General features: G+C 58.1%; 17 protein-coding genes and 2 tRNA genes. 6 read left to right on the forward strand and 13 right to left on the reverse strand.

The annotated features are described in order from the left end of the window. Positions 1-21: 21 nt before the first annotated feature. The 7 genes from H1S06_RS11270 to H1S06_RS11300 form a co-directional block, all read right to left on the reverse strand. Positions 22-2,439, reverse strand: coding sequence for a TonB-dependent receptor plug domain-containing protein (locus tag H1S06_RS11270; protein ID WP_181740222.1), 2,418 nt, complete (start codon positions 2,437-2,439; stop codon positions 22-24). Between the two features lie 115 nt (positions 2,440-2,554). Beyond that, positions 2,555-3,673: a cytochrome-c peroxidase gene (locus tag H1S06_RS11275; RefSeq protein ID WP_181740224.1), complete on the reverse strand. Its 1,119-nt coding sequence runs from the start codon at positions 3,671-3,673 to the stop codon at positions 2,555-2,557. A 2-nt stretch (positions 3,674-3,675) separates the two neighbouring features. Further along, positions 3,676-4,779: a DUF1513 domain-containing protein gene (locus H1S06_RS11280; protein WP_181740304.1), complete on the reverse strand. Its 1,104-nt coding sequence runs from the start codon at positions 4,777-4,779 to the stop codon at positions 3,676-3,678. Continuing rightward, positions 4,769-5,845: an imelysin family protein gene (locus H1S06_RS11285; RefSeq protein ID WP_181740226.1), complete on the reverse strand. Its 1,077-nt coding sequence runs from the start codon at positions 5,843-5,845 to the stop codon at positions 4,769-4,771. Before H1S06_RS11285 ends, H1S06_RS11280 begins: the two co-directional genes overlap by 11 nt. Further along, positions 5,845-7,266 (reverse strand): di-heme oxidoreductase family protein, encoded by a 1,422-nt coding sequence (locus H1S06_RS11290; protein WP_181740228.1) that lies wholly within the window; start codon positions 7,264-7,266, stop codon positions 5,845-5,847. Before H1S06_RS11290 ends, H1S06_RS11285 begins: the two co-directional genes overlap by 1 nt. A gap of 7 nt (positions 7,267-7,273) precedes the next feature. Beyond that, on the reverse strand, positions 7,274-8,587 hold the full coding sequence (locus H1S06_RS11295; RefSeq protein ID WP_181740230.1) for an imelysin family protein: 1,314 nt from the start codon (positions 8,585-8,587) through the stop codon (positions 7,274-7,276). Between the two features lie 132 nt (positions 8,588-8,719). Continuing rightward, positions 8,720-9,265: a gamma carbonic anhydrase family protein gene (locus H1S06_RS11300; protein ID WP_181740232.1), complete on the reverse strand. Its 546-nt coding sequence runs from the start codon at positions 9,263-9,265 to the stop codon at positions 8,720-8,722. 87 nt (positions 9,266-9,352) lie between these two features. Here H1S06_RS11300 and prlC point away from each other — a divergent pair, with 87 nt between their 5' ends. Continuing rightward, positions 9,353-11,383, forward strand: coding sequence for an oligopeptidase A (gene prlC, locus H1S06_RS11305; RefSeq protein ID WP_181740234.1), 2,031 nt, complete (start codon positions 9,353-9,355; stop codon positions 11,381-11,383). An 11-nt stretch (positions 11,384-11,394) separates the two neighbouring features. Further along, the gene (locus H1S06_RS11310) at positions 11,395-11,658 is read left to right on the forward strand and encodes a YheV family putative zinc ribbon protein (protein ID WP_181740236.1); all 264 of its coding nucleotides are present in this window, start codon (positions 11,395-11,397) and stop codon (positions 11,656-11,658) included. 53 nt (positions 11,659-11,711) lie between these two features. On the opposite strand, the gene H1S06_RS11315 is transcribed toward H1S06_RS11310, so the two are convergent. From H1S06_RS11315 to H1S06_RS11330, 4 genes are read right to left on the reverse strand one after another with little or no spacing between them, the layout of a single operon-like run. Next, positions 11,712-13,058, reverse strand: a complete 1,347-nt coding sequence (locus tag H1S06_RS11315; protein ID WP_181740238.1) for an MATE family efflux transporter — start codon at positions 13,056-13,058, stop codon at positions 11,712-11,714. Then, complete coding sequence (gene znuB, locus H1S06_RS11320) at positions 13,055-13,906, reverse strand: zinc ABC transporter permease subunit ZnuB (RefSeq protein ID WP_220183857.1); 852 nt, start codon at positions 13,904-13,906, stop codon at positions 13,055-13,057. Before znuB ends, H1S06_RS11315 begins: the two co-directional genes overlap by 4 nt. Next, positions 13,845-14,633: a zinc ABC transporter ATP-binding protein ZnuC gene (gene znuC, locus H1S06_RS11325; protein WP_181740240.1), complete on the reverse strand. Its 789-nt coding sequence runs from the start codon at positions 14,631-14,633 to the stop codon at positions 13,845-13,847. Before znuC ends, znuB begins: the two co-directional genes overlap by 62 nt. Next, positions 14,626-15,117, reverse strand: coding sequence for a Fur family transcriptional regulator (locus H1S06_RS11330; RefSeq protein WP_181740242.1), 492 nt, complete (start codon positions 15,115-15,117; stop codon positions 14,626-14,628). Before H1S06_RS11330 ends, znuC begins: the two co-directional genes overlap by 8 nt. A gap of 74 nt (positions 15,118-15,191) precedes the next feature. On the opposite strand from H1S06_RS11330, the gene znuA reads away from it, so the two are divergent. The 4 genes from znuA to H1S06_RS11350 all read left to right on the forward strand — a co-directional run bounded on the left by znuA (position 15,192) and on the right by H1S06_RS11350 (position 18,731). Then, entirely contained in the window at positions 15,192-16,121 is a 930-nt protein-coding gene (znuA, locus tag H1S06_RS11335; protein WP_181740244.1) for a zinc ABC transporter substrate-binding protein ZnuA, read from the forward strand. 60 nt (positions 16,122-16,181) lie between these two features. Further along, positions 16,182-16,268 (forward strand) — tRNA-Leu (locus H1S06_RS11340). An 813-nt stretch (positions 16,269-17,081) separates the two neighbouring features. Then, entirely contained in the window at positions 17,082-18,407 is a 1,326-nt protein-coding gene (locus H1S06_RS11345; protein WP_328515336.1) for an NAD(P)/FAD-dependent oxidoreductase, read from the forward strand. A gap of 12 nt (positions 18,408-18,419) precedes the next feature. Next, positions 18,420-18,731: a hypothetical protein gene (locus H1S06_RS11350; protein ID WP_181740246.1), complete on the forward strand. Its 312-nt coding sequence runs from the start codon at positions 18,420-18,422 to the stop codon at positions 18,729-18,731. 121 nt (positions 18,732-18,852) lie between these two features. Here H1S06_RS11350 and H1S06_RS11355 read toward each other — a convergent pair. Both H1S06_RS11355 and H1S06_RS11360 read right to left on the reverse strand, forming a co-directional pair. Next, positions 18,853-18,928 (reverse strand) — tRNA-Phe (locus H1S06_RS11355). Positions 18,929-18,982: 54 nt separating this feature from the next. Then, positions 18,983-19,258 (reverse strand): oxidative damage protection protein, encoded by a 276-nt coding sequence (locus H1S06_RS11360; protein WP_181740248.1) that lies wholly within the window; start codon positions 19,256-19,258, stop codon positions 18,983-18,985. Between the last annotated feature and the right edge of the window lie 10 nt (positions 19,259-19,268).

Below are 19,268 nucleotides of genomic sequence, written 5' to 3' on the forward strand. Positions count from 1 at the left end.
CCGCTACCCGGCGTGGGGGTGTCAGAAGCGCATGCCGACTTCCAGCCAGACCTTGCGGCCGGGTGTATATGCGTCGCGGACGCCGTCGAGGTCACTGGTCTTGGTGTTGATCACCTGATCCAGCACATTACTGACTTCCACCCTTACATACCCCTGGCTGGCCGTCCAGAGACGGGGCTTCCACTGCACCTTGGTATCCAGAGTGATCAGATCCTCCAGCGTAAAATCCTCGTAGATATCATGGCCGTCGGCGCTGTTCCGGCGAGTGTCGCGGGCAATGGTGCCGCCATTGTTCAGGTTGATGAAGTTGGACCAGGTCAGGTTCCAGGCGGGCATTCGGGTGACGCTGCTCAAGCTGACGTGCAACGGGATGTTGTAGTCCCAGGCCGGCAGCTCGCGACGGTCGATCAGCACGCCTTGGTAGAGGACAGGTTCATCATTGCCGACGCTTTCATAATCATCACCCAGACCGGTATGGGGGTTGCCCTGAAGGTTGCCGGTGCTGTCTTTCCAGCCCAAGGCCAGACGCGTGACCGTTGCGCTATTGCCGATGATCAGCGGCGTATCGGCATGATCCAGCTCCCAGGTCAGACTCAGTGTTTCGCTGCGTCCGCTGTTGTCGTAACGCTTCTGACCATCTTCCCTGATGCTACGAATGCCGTTGCGGCTGTCGCGCTGAACCAGCTTGAGGGTACTGTTGAACGGCCCGGCCTGCTGGACCCAGCCCAGCATGAGCTCATCCGAGTATGGTGTTGCCAGATCCAGTTGCCCGGAGCGATCCAGTCCATGGATGACCTCGATGCTGCCGTCATTCTTGTAGCGGGTCTTGGTGGTCATGCCGTTGAGAGCATCATTGATCGCGTATTGCAGAAAACTGCGGCCATAATAGCGATTGGCCCCGGCCAGCAGACGGGTACGGCCATCACCGTATAGGTCCCAGTCAGCACTCAGACGGGGCGCGATATCCAGATTGTTCAGCCAGTCATTGTGGTCGGCACGCAACCCCAGGCGCAGGTTGAGGCGGTGCCAGCGTATCCGGTCATCCAGATAAATGGATTTGCTTAGATAGTCGACACCGATGTTGCCGCTGGCATACCGGGTGACCTCGCGCTGTTTGCCATTGGGACGGGGGCTGGGTCGGTAATATCGATCGATGATGACGTCTTCCGGGCGGTTGTAATGGCTGTCGACATAACGCAGCTCGCCACCGACGGTCAGCTGGTGCTCAGCGGTGCTACCGCGCCGGGTAGCCAGTTCCAGTTTGGGTGCCAGGGTGAAGCTGGTCTGGGTCCGCTCACTGTCGCCAAAACCGCCTCGGGAAACGCCGGTATTGAGGTCCTGAAACGCAACGGCACTGGTACTGTCGATGTCATCCTGCATGCGGTCCAGCCCCGCATCCATGCTGAAAGTGTGGCCGCCGGGCAGACGGTATTTGATATTGCCGCCCAGGCCGATGCCGCGGTGGTCTTGCACATAGGGAGCATCATAGAGTGGTGAGGTAATACCATCGTGGTGGCGCTCGGAATAGCGCAGGCTGAATCCGGACTCCAGTTGCTGGTTCCAGTGGGTGTCCAGTCGGGCGTGAAGGTTGTCGATCCGGTCATTGAAGTCGATTTGATCACCGTCCGGCTCGGTTTGACGGAAGTCGGACGTTCGTCGGCTCATACCCAGGGTCATGCCGCTGCGCTCGGTCAGTCCCTGCTGAGCCGAGAAGTGGTAGCTGTCCTTGTGGTAGATGGGGGTGAATTTTGCGTTATAGCTGCCAGCATTTTGAAACTTGTCCAGATCGCGTGGATCCACATGAAAGGACTCCCATTCATCTCGCTGGAGACCGTAGCGCAGGTCGACGAAATCATGACCGTCATAGCGCTTCATTCTGGCGTTCACCACCCCGCCGGTAAAGCCGCCAAAGCCGGCCGGTACGTTGCTGTCATATACCTCGATCTGCTCCAGCAGACCCACATCCAGATAATAGCCCTGAGGTGAGCTGCCACTGTCGGTTTTGGTCAGACCGGGAGTACCGTAATCACTGTTGCCGGAGGCCGGGTTGATATCGTTGTTGACGCCGATGCCATCGATCATGAACAGGTTTTGATAGTAGGCCTGGCCGTGGAAGGAGAACTCTTCCGGTCGCATGACGCCGCTGTTGGTTGAGCCACGCCCTTTGCGTGAAAAATCCACCGCCGGGTTGATACGCAGCAGATCGGCCAGGTTGCCTGCGCCGGTGGGCAACTGCTCGATCAGTGCGTGATCAAGGACCTGTACGCCTGTGGCGAGATTTTGGCCGGTCACCGTGACTTCGGGGAGGGTCTGCACACAGGAGTGCTGTTGACGGTCGGTACAGTTTTCATTGGTCTGTGTTGTTTGTGCGTTGGCCGAAGCGCCATACAAACCTGTCAGCAGTGCGACAATGGAGGGGAGATGGGAGTCAGAAAGCATAATGTCCTTTTAACCGGTCGGCAATGCGAGCAGTGCAGCCGCCCCAGGGGGCACATTAGGGCGACTGCACGACATAACAAGCATATGATAAACCAATTGCTTATAAGAATCATTATTATTTAATGCTTTCGACTGCGGGTTCCGTTGGCAGCACCGGGGGGCGGAGTGCCAGAGGGCGCTGACTGAGGGTGTTCAGGAAGGCTTCCAGCGCGTCCAGTTCTCGGTGATTCAGCTGCAGCGGGCGGATCAGCGGCGACAGCGGCGGCAGAGACGGGTGTAGTTGGCTGTTGCCGATCATGCCTGCGTTATACATGTTGAGGATGCCGCGCAGACTGGGAAAAAAACCATTGTGCATCCAGGGGGCCGTGTAATGCAGGTCTCGCAGACTGGGGGTACGAAACTTGCCTCGGTCTGCGGTACGGCCGGTTGCCTGCTCGCGACCGCTATCCTCATATTGACGCCCGTAATAGCTTAACCCGGTATGGTGGAACCGGCCATCTGAATACCGGTGGCCGTTATGACAATTCAGGCATCCGGCCTTGGTACGGTACAGGTGCAGACCGAAAATTTCATGGTCATTCAAGAGTTGGTACTGACCGCCGATAAAACGATCCAGCCGATTGGGTCGAGAGACGATCCTGCGTTCGAAAGCGGCCAGGGCCTTGGCCAGGCGTTCCGCATCGATGGCACCGGGACCGAAGGCGGTTATGAAGGCCTGGCGGTAGCCGGGGATACGGTTCAGTCTCGCCAGCACTTCCTGCAGGTCGGCATTCATCTCGATCGGGTTGCTGATCGGCTGCAGGGCTTGCTCCAGCAGACCTTCGGCGCGGCCATCCCAGAACAGCTGCTCAAACCAGGCAACATTCAGTATGCTCATGCTGTTGCGGGGACCGGATTGACGGTCATGTCCGAAAGCCGTGCGGCGGCCATCAGCCCAACCCAGATCCGGGTCATGACAGCTGGCACAGGCAATCTGCCCCGACCCGGACAGACGGGGATCAAAAAACAGCTGTTGCCCCAGGGCTTCCGTTGCCGGTGTGTGCCAGTCAACGGGAGGCAGTTTGGGTAGTGGCGCCAGCTCGGGGACTGCTCCGGCTTCAGAATGAGTGTGTGCGGCGGGCCAGTGTTGTGATGGTTGGCGGTAGTCGGCGGCAGAAAAATCGGCGGCCTGGCTGACCAGGCTGCCGCTCAGGCTCAGTACGCAGACGCCGAACCAGTACAGAGAACGCCGCATGATTAACCGAGGTGCAGGTTTAAATGATTGTCCCAGGCCAGGCGTGAGGCGATGGGGCCCAGCGGCAGGCGTTCCCGCAGGTTGTTGTAGGGTTGCATGCGGTATACCTGGCCGATACCGGAGCTGACCAGAAACTCCCCATTCCGGTCGGTAGCCGCCAGACCACAGCCGTCACGGCAGCGCATGGCGGTGATGAAGGTATCCCGTTCGATATCCCAGAAGGTGATCAGGTTACCGCGCGGTGCGGAAATGGCGGCTATCTTGCCGGAGCGGTCAATGCGGGCGCTGCCGGCGTATTGCTTCATCTGTCCGTTGATCGGCTCGGGGGCCTTTAACAGTTTTAACGGCTGGCCGCGTCGGTGCAGAGCAACCAGAGGCCTGTTGTCACTCAAGGGCCCCTGGGACTGCAGGGCTATCGCTACAGTGCCTGCTGCATTGAGGTCCATATGTCGAATGCTGAGTTGGTGGTTGTCGGAGCTCATGCCAACCTGTTCCAGCAGGGTGCCGGAGGTCAGGTCGATATAGGCCAGCGAGGGTGCCATAGTGTTCAGGTTCAGCTTTTCGCGATTGCGGGTCAGAATACCGCCATTGGCGACAATGACTTCATTTCCGCTCAGCAGCAGTTCATGCGGGCCGATGCCATGGCTTGGCAGGCGGCTGACGACGGCGAAGTGATGGTCTGCATCACGAATGCTGATCTGTCCCTGGCCGCTGGCAAGGTCGTTCTCGGTACTGACCAGCCAGCGGCCATCGGGCGTGAACAGTGCGTGGCCGTAGAAGTGGTGGCCCTCCCCCGCTTCGATGTGCTTGACCAGTTGTCCGGTTTCGTAATCCACCACGTCTATAAAAGTGCCCGGGCGGCGTGCAACGGCTGCTGCCCAGGGCTGGTGCGGGTGCCGTTCCACATGGTGCGCCCGGCCCGGCAATGGGTGGCGCAACCGTGTCTGTCCCTCGATATCAGTAACCAGCAGCCAGTGTTGATGTCGATCGCTGGCGGCACTGATGAGTATGCGCTCGTCTGTCCTGTCGTTGGCGAGAACGCCGGTTACCGGCAGGGTTAGGCTAGCGGCGAGCAGGCCCAGGAAACGGCGGCGATCAGTCTCCATCACGGCTATTGAATCCCAGTTGAATATTGAGAACCCCCATGGCGCTGTCGAGCTGTTCGCTCAGGTGCTTGAGCCGGGCAGTGATGTCCAGCAGCTGCTGATGGGTGTTTGGCCGGGTCAGGGCGGCTTTGAGTGGCGGATCAAGCTGCTCGAAAGTGCTGATCAGGGCAGTGAAGGTCTGCCGGATATCGAGTGCCAGATCCGCCTTGCCAGCTTGCTGCAGAAGACTGTCAACACTGGGATTCGTACCCTGGTACAGCTCGCTCAAGGCGACCAGGTTGTGTCGGATATTGGCCAGTGAATTGCCGCTGCGGTGGCTTTCCAGCAGTTTTGGGCGTGCATTCTCGGGACTGCTGCCCATGGGCTTGAGCAGTTTGCTGTCGCGAATGGCTTCAATGGGCTCAACCAGGGCGGCCATCAGATCGACAGCCTGTTCCGCGGCCCTGACCGGTTCCTGCTCGGGCGGGAAATCGTTGGCAGCCAGAGTTTGCCATTCCTGATGAATGGCGTGACCGACCTGGGCAACATGACTCGAAATGGCCTGAGTGAGTTCACAATGACGTCCCTGCTGCAGCTGTGTCAGGGCGTTGTCGGCGAACAGCAGGCGTTCCAGTGCCGGGAAGCCCTGGATGGATACGCTGGCATGGCGGAAAAACTCGGCATCATAGGGTAGCTCCGAGGCCAATGCCTGGCGCAGCTGGCGGGCTCCGATGTTTTTGCGGTCGGGCCAGAATTCCAGGCCGAAGTTGCGCATCAAAAACTGCACCGGGCCAAACTGCACATGCTGGATGCCCTGCCAGGCGTGCATGGCTTCACGCCAGGCATTGCGTGTGCGGTTCAGTGCCTCTTCGCTGGGGGCCTGACAGAGCGCGGTCGCTGCGCGCGAAAGTTCGGCAGTATGGGTATCCAGTTGAGCATAGCGTGGCAAAATGTGCTGCTGGACCGCCTGATGGTTGAAACGGGGCCAGTCCGGCTGCATGCTGTCGGCATGGGTTAATCCGGCTGTCAGAACCAGGCCGGTTGCAAGCAGCCAGATTGGCCACATGCGGGTGTGTGTTGATGGCATTACAGTGACTCCAGAAACGAGATCAATTGCTTGCGTTGTTGTGGGGGCAGTTGGCGGAAGCGCTCGCGGGCGCTTTCAGCCTCGCCGCCATGCCAGAGAATGGCTTCGGTCAGGGTACGAGCGCGGCCATCATGCAGCAGGGCTCGTTCGCCGGTAACGGCATGGTGCCGCCCCAGGCCCCAGAGTGGCGGGGTACGCCATTCACGGCCGTTGGCGGCAAATTCGGGACGTCGGTCGGCGAGACCTTCGCCCATATCATGCAGCAACAGGTCGGTATAGGGCCAAATGACCCGATTACTCAGGGCCGGACGGTCGGGAGCGACTCCGGTCGTATGTGAAGGTGTATGGCATTGACTGCATCCCAGTCGGGCAAACAGTTGCTCACCGGCCTGGACCTCGGCATGGTGCGTGTTGCGCCTTGGCGGCACCGCCAGGTGTCGTGTATAGAACAGGAGCACCGCCATCATCTGTGCCGAGGCTTCCAGTCCGTCCTGAGTATCGGTGTTGCCGTTGGGGGCATTCAGGCAATTCGGTTGTGCCGAGGTGCAGTCGCCCCCTGGAAAGGGGTAGTCGGGATTGGCAATACCGATGTCGGTATTCAGTGCGCTGGCGTTCTGCAGCTGCAGCGTGGGCTGACCGGCTTTCCAGCCGAAACGTCCCAGCTGGCGTTCTTTGTGGTCAGGGTGAAAGACTCGGTTGGGGCGGCCGGAAATGCCATCGGCGTTACGGTCATCCGGATCGGCGAGGGCCAGGATGTCGGTTTCCGGAATAAGCTCCAGCAGCCCCAGCCCTATCATGGCGGGGGCCAGCCGTGGCGATAACCGGGTATCCGGGTGGAAAGGGCCATAACCGGGCTGGGTCAGTCGATAGATGGGTTGCTGTAATTCGACGTGCTCGCCGCCGTTCAGGGTCTGGGTGTGGCGTGCATATTCGAGATTGATCCGTGCTTCTGCCGGCAACCCGGCAACCGCGAAGGTTTGCAGTTGGGTGCCATAGGTCGGTTCGGGGGTTACTCCGGACGGTGTATGCTGTCCATCGCCGGGAATGCCCAGGCGCACCAGAATGCCGTTGCGGTTGCTGCTGCCCTGCTCGTCAGGCGGCAATCCCCGGCCATTGTTGACGTGGCACTGCAGGCAGGAACGGGCATTGTACAGCGGCCCCAGACCATCACTTGCCGTGGTTGACGACGGTGAGGAAACCCACAGTTTTTCGAAAATGGCGCGGCCCAGTACAAAGTCCATGCGTTGTTCGAAGGGGAGGTCTGCAACGGCATGCATGAATACTTGCTGCTCGGCCGCAGAAAAGGGAGGACCGGGCTGAGCCCGGTCCGAGTTGGCCGCCACTGCCATAGCGGCCTGGCTGGTGCACAACGCCAGCCAGAGGGAGAGCCAGCCTGTCAGACTGAGTGCAAAACGGGCCATCGACTGATCAGCCGCCAAGAACGGCTGAAGGGTTATCCAGACTGTCGGAGCCTTCCAGCTCAACGTCTGCAATACCCAGTGTTGCCATCACCTCTTCGAGGACCTGTGTTTGTGCCGTCAGTGCATCAACAAAGGCCTGCACTTTTGCATTGCCTTCCGTATTGCCTGCGGCGATGAGTACATCAAAGGTTTCACCGTGAGCCGCTGCATCAACCATTGCCTGGGCTGCCGCCTGGGTAAGGTCCAGATGTTCGCGCATTTTCTGATCCAGGGCCGGGTCGGTGGCTTGGGTCAGGGCCGAGAGAGAGGGACCCTTCACCTGGCTGCCGTCAATACGGGTGTATTCGCCCAGATACGCATTACGAATGCCCAGGGCATCGTAGAAGTGTGACCAGTGAGTGTTGTCGGAGAAGCAGTCGTGCTCTTCTTCCGGGTCGTGCAGCATGAGGCCCAGTTTGGTACGTTCGCCAGCCAGCTCGCCATAGGACAGACTGCCCATACCGGTGGTGATGGTTGCCAGTCCGCCCAGATCGCCCTTGGCGGCGAGCTGCTGGCGAGCGGCACCGCCCTGCTTCCAGTTGTCGGCCATCTCGGTCAGATCATCGATCAGCAGATCGGTGGCAGCTTTCAGGTAAGCGCGGCGACGTTCGCAGTTGCCGTTGCTGCAGTTCTGCGGATCAAAGTCCGTTGCGGGACGATCGCCGGCGCCTGGCTTGGTGCCGTTCAGGTCCTGGCCCCAGAGCAGAAACTCAATGGCGTGATAGCCGGTGGCCACGTTGGCTTCAACGCCATCAATTTCGTGCAGGGTTTCGGTCAGCAGTTGTTTATCAATGGTTGAAGCATCAACCTGCTTGCCGCCGATGTTCAGGATCGGATTGGCAATAATATTGGCACTGTACCAGGCGTTAATGTCGGATTCGGTGCCATAGCTGGTGCCGTCAACATAGTCGATCAGGCCTTCGTCCAGCGGCCAGGCATTCACTTTGCCTTCCCAGTCGTCAACGATGGCATTACCGAAGCGGTAGACTTCAGACTGCTGATAGGGAATGCGGGAATCGACCCAGGCAGCCCGTGCCGCTTTCAGGTTGGCATCGGTGGGGGCGTCCAGGAAGGTGTTGATCGCTTTCTGCAATTCTTGGGCAGCAGCCAGTGAGTCGGCAAAAACGGCTTCGGCGATATCGGCATAGTGCTGGTTGATGCCAGCCGCCCGAGTTTCGACAATGCTGCTGGCCGCTTGGGCCTGGCTAATAGCAACCGGTGAAAATGAGGTCATGACCGCAGCAGTAATGGCGGCGGGCAGCAGAAGGCGTTTCAGTGACATGACAGCTCCCTGGCAAAAATGAGATGCCGCTACACTAAACTAAATGCAAATCGTTATCAATAATATTATTTTGAATGGACAGGAAAAATCGGCATGTATCTTGCCGGTCTTGCCTGCCCTTCCGGGATGAACTCAGCTCTGAGCCCATGCCTCGTCATTGTGTTTGCTGGCCAAACGAGCGTAGTTTTCGGCCGTGTAAGTGAAAAATTCTTTTTCCTTCTGGGTCAGCTCGCGCTGTGGTTTGGCCGGGCGGCCCACATAGAGGTGGCCGCTCTTCAGCGTTTTGCCGGGAGGTACCAGACTGCCGGCGCCGACGATGACCTCGTCTTCGACCACGGCACCGTCCATGATCATCGCACCCATACCCACCAGAATGCGGCTGCCCAGGGTGCAGCCGTGCAGCATCGCCTGGTGACCGACGGTGACATGATCGCCGATGATCAGCGGGAAACCGTCCGGGTTGTAGGGACCGGCATGGGTGATATGCAAGACGGCACCGTCCTGCAGGCTGGTGTAGCAGCCGATTCGGATACGATGCATATCGCCGCGGATAACGGTCATCGGCCACACGGAGCTGTGTTCACCGATCTCGACATCCCCCAATACGACGGCACTGGGGTCGACAAATACATTGTCGGCCAGTTTCGGTGTCATCCCCTGATAGCTGCGCACATTCATGACGGTCTCCTTATTGTGATTGAAATCATGTGGGCGGAACCCCATTGTATATTAATTGACGAGTTGACCCTTTAATGGAGAAGTCCCATGTCCAACCCTCTGCTTGAACGCCATCCGCTGCCTCCGTTCAGCCGCATTCTGCCGGAACATGCCGTGCCCGCCATCAATGAGCTGTTGGCGCGTAACCGCTCCCGCATTGCTGAACTGACCGCCGATGCGTCGATCAGCGGCTGGACGCTGGTGGCCGAACTGGAGCAGCTCAATGATGCGCTGGCTCAAGCCTGGTCGCCGGTATCGCATCTGAATGCGGTGATGAACTCTGATGCCTGGCGCGAGGCCTACAACGCCTGCCTGCCGAAACTGTCCGAATACTGGACCGAGCTGGGCCAGCATCAGGGGCTGTTCCAGGCGTTCGAAGCCCTGGCCGGCAGCGATGAGTATCGGCAGCTGAACCCGGCGCGACGCAAGGTGGTCGACAACGCCCTGCGCGATTTCCGTCTGTCCGGCATTGCGTTGCCGGAAGCGGAACAGAAGCGCTATGCCGAGCTGCAGCAACGCCTGTCCGAGTTAACCACCAAATTTTCCGAGAACGTATTGGATGCCACTCAAGGCTGGTGGAAAGAGATCAGTGATGAAGCCGAGTTGTCAGGCCTGCCGGAGCATGCGGTTGCGGCAGCGCAGGAAGCCGCCAAGGCGAAGGAGCTGGATGGCTGGGTGATCACTCTGGACTTCCCCGCCTACTATGCGGTGATGGCCTTTGCGGACAACCGCAGCCTGCGCGAGGAGCTGTACCGTGCGTTCAGTACCCGCGCGTCTGACCAGGGGCCCAAGGCGGGTGAGTGGGACAACTCCGAGGTGATGAACGAGATCCTGTCTCTGCGCCATGAGCTGGCGCAGCTGCTGGGCTTTGATAGCTACGCCGACTACTCGCTGGCGACCAAGATGGCACAGTCGCCGCAGCAGGTGGTCAGCTTTCTGGAAGATCTGGCGACGGAAACACGCCCGGTTGCGCAACGCGAAGTGTCCGAGCTGCAGGCCTTTGCCCGCGAGCGTGACGGCATCGAGGAACTGAAAGCCTGGGATGTGACTTATTACGGCGAGAAGCTGAAGCAGGACAGATTCGAAATATCCCAGCAGGAGCTGCGCCCCTACTTTCCGCTGCCGAAGGTACTGGAGGGGATGTTTACCATCGCCGGTCGTCTGTTCGAGCTGGAGGTGGAAGAGCAGACGGACATTGACAGTTGGCATGCGGATGCGCGTCTGTTTGCGCTCAAGCGTAACGGTGAACCCTTCGCCTATTGCTATCTCGATCCCTTCGCACGCAGCGGCAAGCGTGGTGGAGCCTGGATGGACGATTGCCGGGTGCGTCGCCGCCTGAGCGATACCGAGCTGCAGTTGCCGGTGGCCTATCTGGTGTGCAACTTCACCCCGCCCCTGCCCGGCCAGCCGGCACTGCTGACCCATGACGAGGTCACCACCCTGTTCCATGAATACGGTCATGGTTTGCACCACATGCTGACGCAGATGGAAGAGGCCGATATCAGCGGCATCAACGGTGTCGCCTGGGATGCGGTGGAGCTGCCGAGCCAGTTCATGGAAAACTGGTGCTGGGAGCCGGAAGCGCTGGCGCTGATCTCCGGTCATCACGAATCCGGTGCTTCCCTGCCACAGGCATTGCTGGACAAGATGCTGGCGGCCAAGCATTTCCAGTCCGGCATGATGATGATGCGCCAGCTGGAGTTCTCTCTGTTCGATTTCCGCCTGCACCATGAATACCAGCCGGGAGAGACCGAAATTCAGGCGCTGCTGGACCAGGTGCGTCAGCAGGTGGCGGTGATCCGTCCACCGGCAGATAACCGCTTCCAGCACGGTTTCAGTCATATCTTTGCCGGCGGTTATGCGGCGGGCTACTACAGTTACAAATGGGCTGAAGTGTTGTCTGCGGATGCCTTCTCGCGCTTTGAGGAGGAAGGCATTTTCAACATGGAGACCGGTCTGGCTTTCCGTCAGGAAATATTGGAACAGGGTGGTTCCGGTGATCCCATGGATCTGTTCGTGGCCTTCCGTGGCCGTGAGCCCAGCGTCGACGCTCTGTTGCGTCACTCCGGTATTCGTTGAGAGGTTGGGATATGAGTGTACAAAAACGATTCATCGCCGGCGCGGTTTGTCCGCGCTGTGGTGAGATGGATACGGTGCGCATGTACCGAGATGACGAACGAGAGCATCGGGAATGCGTGAAATGCGGTTTTGCCGACTCCCTGCGACTGGATGGTCGGCCTGATCCGGAGCAGATCGAGACGCGTGTCAGTGGCGAGCGTTCCGACAAGGCACCGGCCGCCGTTGCGGATGACAGCCCACAGCCGATCAGGATCATGACACCGACACGGCACTGACACCAGGGCCACGCGGCATGTCCAATGCCGGCATACCGCGTGGCCGATAGTGCTCAGCGCTCGGGTCTGAACCAGGCATGCTGCCGGTTCAGGCGCCGAAAAACCCAGGCTCCGGTGAGTCCTCGTGCCGCGAACAGGGACAGGAAGGCCAGCCACAAGCCATGGTTTCCCAAAGGCTGGCTGAGCCACCAGACGGGAATAAACACCAGTAACACCGAGACGAGCATGGTGTCCTGCATCGCCTTGACTCGAGTCGTGCCGATGAAAATGCCGTCGAGCAGAAAGCTCCAGGTGCCGATCAATGGCAGGAGGACAATCCAGGGCAGATAGCGTATCGCCTCTTCCCGCACGGCCGGGATATCGGTCAGTAGTTGAATGATCGGTCGCCCGCCCAGCCCGAAAATCAGTGTCAGCAATAGAGCACTGACCGCCGACCAGAGTGTGGCGCAGACCAGAATCTGGTAAAAGCCCCGCCGCTTTTTCTGCCCCAGAGCCTTGCCAGTCAGGGCCTCGGTGGCGTGAGCAAACCCGTCCAGAGCATTGGAAATCAACAGCAGAAAATTGAGCAGCACGGCATTGGCCGAGAGGATGGTCGTGCCCTGCTGGGCGCCCTGTGCGGTGAAAAAAGCAAAAGTCATCAACAGGAGCAGCGTACGTACGAAGAGATAGCGATTGACGCTGATTAGCTCGCGATAATCATGTAAGCGTCGCAGTTGCTGCCAGGCCCAGTGACCGGGCAGGCGTCCCAGCATACGGCGGCAGAACCAGAGGCCGAGCAGAAGGCTGAAATATTCGGCACAGACCGTGGCCAGTGCGACGCCATCCGCCGCCATGCCAAAGCCGAACACAAACAGCAGGTCCAGCAGCATGTTGAGTACATTGGTGGTCGTCAGCAGGATCAATGTGATGCGAGTGTTCTGGTTGCCGACAAACCAGCCCAGCAGCGCAAAGTTGCACAGGACGGCCGGGGCACCAAAGGCACGGATTGCGGTGTATTGTGTTGCCGAGGCCAGAACGGCAGGCTCCGGGTCCATCAGTTGCAGTGCCAGGGTGGTCAAGGGGGTGCGCAGCAGCAGAATCAACAGCCCTATCCCGGCGCCCAGAATCAGTGACTGGCCCAGCAGTGTACGTATGCGTGCGCCATCGTTGCGGCCACAGGCCTGTGCCACCATGCCGGTGGTACCCATGCGCAGGAAGCCGAATGCCCAATAGAGAATCGAAAACACCATGCTGCCCACCGCCACGGCGCCCAAATGATGAGGTTCGGGCAGGTGGCCAATGACGGCGGTATCGATCAGGCCCAGCAGCGGCACGGTGATGTTCGATAACATCATCGGCCAGGCCAGAGACCATACGCGAGCGTGTGTGGCCCTGTCCGGCCAGTAGGCAAAGGTGTTCATCGTGCCGGCAGCGCTCGGGCAGGCAGACTGTACAGCAGCAGAAACTCCACCAGTGCGGTGACGACCACGGAAGGTCCGGCCGGCGTATCCCAGAACCAGGAAGCGCTGATGCCACCGACTACGGCCAGCATTCCCAGCAGTGAGGCAAAGACTGCCATCTGCTCGGGAGTACTGGCAAGACGGCGAGCGGAGGCGGCCGGAATGATCAACAGCGAGGTGATCAGCAGGATGCCCACCAGTTTCATGGCGACGGCAATGACGACGGCGATCAGCAGCATCAAGGCCAGGCGGGTACGGGCAACGGGCACCCCTTCTACCTGAGCCAGCTCCTCGTTGATGGTGAGTGCCAGCAAGGGGTTCCAGAGCCGCCAGAGCAGTAACAGGACCAGTGCCCCGCCGCCGTAAATCCAGTACAGATCGGCAGGGGCAATCGCCAACAGATCCCCAAACAGGTATTCCATCAGGTCAATGCGCACGTTATCGAGTAGAGCAACGGCAACCAGGCCCAGCGACAGTGCGCTGTGCGCCATGATGCCCAGCAGCGTATCGGTCGCTACCAGATGTTGTCGTTGCAGAGAAACCAGCATAATGGCCAGCAGCACGCAACAGGCGACAACAGCCAGGTTCAGGTTGATGTCGAACAGAAAACCGAGCGCGATTCCCATCAGGGCCGAATGTGCCAGGGTATCGCCGAAATAGGCCATGCGGCGCCAGACCACAAAAGCACCCAAAGGGCCCGCCAGTGCTGCAATACCCAGGCCGCCCGCCAGGGCCAGAATCAGAAACTCAGCCACAATGATGTCCGTTACATTCGTCAGGTTGGGGGTGATCGACAATGATGTCGCCATGGGCATCGTGCGCATGCCCGTGATGATGGTTATAAAGCGCCAGGGTGCTGGCCTGGGCGGGGCCGAAAAGTTCGATGAACGAAGGGTCGCTACTGACATGTTCGGGGTTGCCGGAACAGCAGATATGTCGGTTCAGGCAGATGACATGGTCCGTGGATGCCATGACCAGGTGCAGATCATGCGAGATCATCAGGACGCCACAGCGGCGCTGTTTGCGAATATCGGCTATCAACTGATAGAGCTCCAGCTGGCCATTCAGGTCTACCCCCTGTACCGGCTCGTCCAGTACCAGCAGTTGAGGATCGCGCAACAGTGCGCGGGCCAGCAGCACGCGCTGGGTCTCGCCGCCAGATAGATTGTGAATGGAATGTTTAACCAGATGGGCGGCCCCGACATCATTAAGAGCCTTTAGCATCAATTGGTTATCAACTTTGTTCGGGGTGTTTAGAAAACGTTCCACTGACAATGGCAGTGTTCGGTCGATATGCAGTTTCTGCGGCATGTAGCCGATACGCAGGCCGGGTTTCTGCCAAACCTTTCCGGTGGAAGGTTTAATCAGGCCCAACACGATACGGACCAGCGTCGTTTTGCCGGCCCCGTTGGGGCCGATCAGGGTCGTGATGCAGTTGTCATGCAGGTGCAGATCGATCGTGTTGAGAGCCGTTTGTCCGTTAAAGCGGACGCTGACCTGCTCCAGGCGCACCAGATCCGGGTTGTGTTCAGACATTGTGCCCCTCTTCATGCCGGCAGTTTGGGCAGAGTCCTGTCACCTCGACGGTTTCTTCCTCAATGGTAAAGCCGACCGCTCGCGCGCTGCTTTCCAGTGTGGCATGCACCGGGCCGGAATCCAGTTCGGAAGTGGCATGGCAGGCACGGCAAATCAGAAAGCAGCCCTGGTGCGTCCGTGTCGGGTGTGGGCAGCCGACAAACGCGTTCAAGGACGCGATACGGTGGATCAGTCCCTGCTCCTGCAGGAACTCCAATGCCCGGTAAACGGTGGGCGGCGCCGAGTTGAAACCGGCCTCGGCCAGCGCGGGCAGGAGCTCATAGGCGCCAATTGGTTTGTGGCTTTGCCAGATGAGTTTGAGGACCAGTTCGCGTACGGGGGTCAGCCGTTGCTGACGCTCGCGACACAGCTGACGTGCCTGTTGCAAGGCCTGATCAATGCAGTGTTGATGGTCATGGCCGGATTCAAAAGCCAGGTTATGCATGGTTATCCAGTTCGCTCAACGGATGTTTTGTTATAGTATAACTAAATTGCTTGTAAAAAAGAGATCGTGTCCCGATGAAACACTTCCTCCGTACCACCCTTCCGGGCGTATCCCTGTCCGTCATGTTGTTGGCCGCGCTGCCGGCCAGCGCTGCAGATGTTGTGACCAGCATCAAACCCTTGCAGCTGATCACGTCGGCCCTGACGGATGGCGTTACTGAGCCCGAGCTGTTATTGCCGCCGGAAGGCACGCCGCATCACTATGCGCTCAAGCCTTCGGACATGCGCAAACTGGCCGACGCCCGTGTGGTGCTGTGGGTTGGGCCAGGGCTGGAGCAGTTTCTGCAAAAGCCATTGTCCCGCACCAACGCCAAGATTGTAACCCTCCTGCCTGACAGCACTCCCCATGTACACGAGGCAGAGGTTGCAGTTGAATCTCATGATGAGCATGAGCATGAGGAACACCAGTCTCATGTAGAAGGCGAGGATCCGCATATCTGGCTTGATCCCCTGAATGCCCTGGCCATCGCCGATCAGGTATTGCCGGCGCTGCAACAGGCCTTCCCGGATCAACAGGAACAGCTGTTGGCCAATCGTGCCGCATTTGAACAGGCGGTACGCCGCAAGGATGCCGAACTGGCATCACAATTGTCGGCCTATAATCAGCGCGGCTTCTTCGTGTTTCATGATGCCTATAGCGGCTTTGTGAACCATTATGGCCTGAATCAGCTGGGCTATTTTACCGTGGATCCGGCGCGTAAACCTGGTGCACGCCACCTGGCCGAAATTCGTCAGCAGCTGGAGCACAGCAAGGCCGTTTGCGTGTTCAGCGAGCCGCAGTTTACCAGTGCCGTGGTGAATGCGATCATCAGTGGCTTGCCGGTACGCCTGGGCGAGCTGGACCCGCTGGCCCGTACGGCAGTATTGGGACCGAATGGCTATACCGACTATCTACAAAAGCTGGGTGATCACTTTGTCGCTTGTCTGAAGGAAAAAACGCATTAAATATGTAAAAAAGGCTTCACAAGCCCAGAAAGGGCCGATATAATGCGGCCCACTTTCGAAGCAGATGTGGTGGAATTGGTAGACACGCTAGCTTCAGGTGCTAGTGCCTTCACGGGCGTGGGAGTTCGAGTCTCCCCATCTGCACCATCTGTGCTTCATTCTGAAGCCGGATGCATAATCCCCTGTTAAGTTGATATCCTATCTTCCTTGGCCTCTAGCGCCAGGTTTTTCCGTGTCCGTTATTCAGGATAACGTTACCTCTGCTCTTCCGCGATCAGGATTGCGCATGAATGTGCCGTGCAGCACTCGAAGGGTTCGAGAGACATGCTGCCATGTTGATGACGTGATGACGTGATGACGTGATGACGTGATGACGTGATGACGTGATGACGTGATGACGTGGGGAGGTGGCTTCCGTGCCCTTCCCTCTGCTACTTGTCCTGAGCAGTCGAAGAGCAGCTTACCGAGTTGAGATGACAAGCGGGTTACATGACTGCCCACAGGATGTTATCAACAGGATCCTGTTATGCACAGGATATCAATGAACCGTACAATAGGTCGATTTACACGCGGGTTTTTTGATAAATGTGGATAAGGTAAGTATAAGGTGTGTTATCCCTGCCCCTGTTCAAAAAACGATCTGTTTTCTGCAGGTCAGGTTCCATAAGGCCTTAAAGAAGGTGTTACGACCTTGTGAAAAGGTTTTCCACAGCTGTATGCAGGAGCTTTGTGGATATTAAAATCCGAGGTTATCAACAATCGCCGCGATGGATAAATCCGTAGCCTGACCGTTATTCAGGTTATGCACAGGCCGTCCCGGTTGTGGGTAACATCTAGAGCTTCAATATGATCGCGGTGCCATGAACCCTATTGGTCGGCGGCAGTGTGACAATGTGTCACGTTCTAGACTTCCAGGCATAAATTAGAATATATGCATAAGCATATTCTTGGAGGTTATCAGTGTCACTTACTCATCCCCACAAGGAACTGAACCAGTCCAGACGGCGGTTATTGAAGCTGGGGGCTGGCGCTTTGTCGATGTTGCCGGCTGCCAAGTTGTTGGCTCATCAGTCGACATCGGCCCATATTGTTATTATCGGGGCCGGCGCCGCAGGGCTTGCCATGGCCAGCAGGCTACAACGTTCCCTTTCCGGAGTACGGATCACGCTGGTGGGTTCTCGCGAAAGGCATTTTTATCAGCCGGGGTTTACATTGATTGGTGCCGGTCTTTGGTCGCAACAGGATGTGGTTACCGATACGCGTGATTGGATTCCGGCTGATGTTGCCTGGATTGAGGCGGATGCCATCGCTTTTGACCCCGACAGCCAGCGCATCAGCCTGAGCACGGGTGTGCGCCTGAAATATGATGTGCTGGTGGTGGCAACCGGGTGTCAACTCAATTACGGCGAAATTGAGGGCATGTCGACGGACCTGATTGGTCAGTATGGTATTGGCAGCATTTATGCAGGCCCGGAAGCGGCTGCAGGCACCAGTCGTGCGCTTGAACAGTTCATGGCAAGAGGCAAGGGACGGGCAATATTTACCTTGCCGAATACACCGATTAAATGTGCCGGAGCTCCGCTGAAAGCCATTTTTACGAGCCTGAGCCGGCTGGAAGAGACGGGATTGCGTGAGCATTTCCAGGTCGATTTCTACACACCCTATAGACACCAGGTGTTTTCGGTACCGGTGTACAACGATTTTGTACTGAGGCGCTGGCGTGAGCAGCAGGTGAGATTGCAGGACCAAAGGCATTTGAGTGCGATAGATCCCGCAGCTCGGGTGGCGTTATTTCGTCACGCAGATGGCACAACCGAACGCCAGGAGTTTGAATTTATCCATATTGTTCCGCCGATGAGTGCACCCGATGCGGTGCGTCAAAGTGAACTGGTATGGCGGGAGGGTGAGTGGGCCGGCGAGTGGCTCGAAGTGGATCAGTATAGCCTGCAGCATCGTCGCTACCCGGAAGTATTCGGTATCGGCGATGTTATCGGCACGCCGTTCGGCAAAACGGCCGCCAGTGTGAAAAAGCAGGCACCGGTACTGGAAGAAAATATACTGAGTTATCTGGCCGGTCGCTCGCTGACCGCCCGCTACAACGGATATACCTCCTGTCCGCTGATTACCGGGATGGGGCGCGCCATGTTGGCGGAGTTTGGCTATGGTGCAGAATTGATGCCCTCGTTTCCGTTCATCAGTCCGATCGAAGAGTCCTGGGCGGTATGGGTAATGAAGGAAAAAATGTTGCAGCCGGCGTATTACGCCATGCTGAACGGTCGCGTGTGAGGCTTAAAGATAATGTCTATCGAACAGATTCTGGTTGTGATGCTGTATACCCTCAAGCCCTACACGGTCTGGATTGCAGTGGCCGTTGCCGTATTGTGTGTGGCGCAGTGGGCGGGCGTAAAACGGTCGGGCAAGCGGTGTCCCCGTCTGGTGTGGATCAGTTTGATTGCTGGTGCTGTGGCAGCGTTGCTGGCACCGGCCCTGACAGGGTCGAAACTGGTGTATGTGACGACCGTTACCGACTGGGTTGCACTGGCGGGAGTTGGGTGTGCGGTGTCCCTGTACACGTATCTGGTGTTGAACCCGGTGTTGTGCAAGAGGTGACGAGAATGTGGGGCCACCATTGTGAGTCGTATGAACGACGTTTGGCCTCATGTCTATGGATGGGTGTCTTTGGGCGAATACAAAAAAGCCTCGCGTTTGCGAGGCTTTTTCGTTTGAATTTTGGTGCCCGGAGGCGGAATCGAACCACCGACACGGGGATTTTCAATCCCCTGCTCTACCGACTGAGCTATCCGGGCAACGGGGGCGTATTAAACCGGAAAGCCCCGCTCAGGTCAAGCGATATCGGTGAATTATTTCGATTCCGGTGGGACGTAGCCTTCAGCCTGATCGTAATCCTCGCCAGACAGGAATTTTTCCATCTCCTGCTGCAGGTACTTGCGGCTTTCCGGGTCCATCAGGTTCAGGTGTTTTTCGTTGATCAACATGGTTTGATGATCAGTCCACTCCTGCCAGGCCTTTTTGGAGACGTTGTCGAAAATGTTCTGGCCCAGCGCGCCGGGATAGGGCTGGCGCTCCAGTCCTTCCAGTTCCTGTTTGTACTTGCGGCAGAAAACGGTACGGCTCATTGATGATCTC

Origin of the sequence: Marinobacterium marinum (genome assembly GCF_013868415.1) — a bacterium.
GTDB lineage: Bacteria > Pseudomonadota > Gammaproteobacteria > Pseudomonadales > Balneatricaceae > Marinobacterium > Marinobacterium marinum.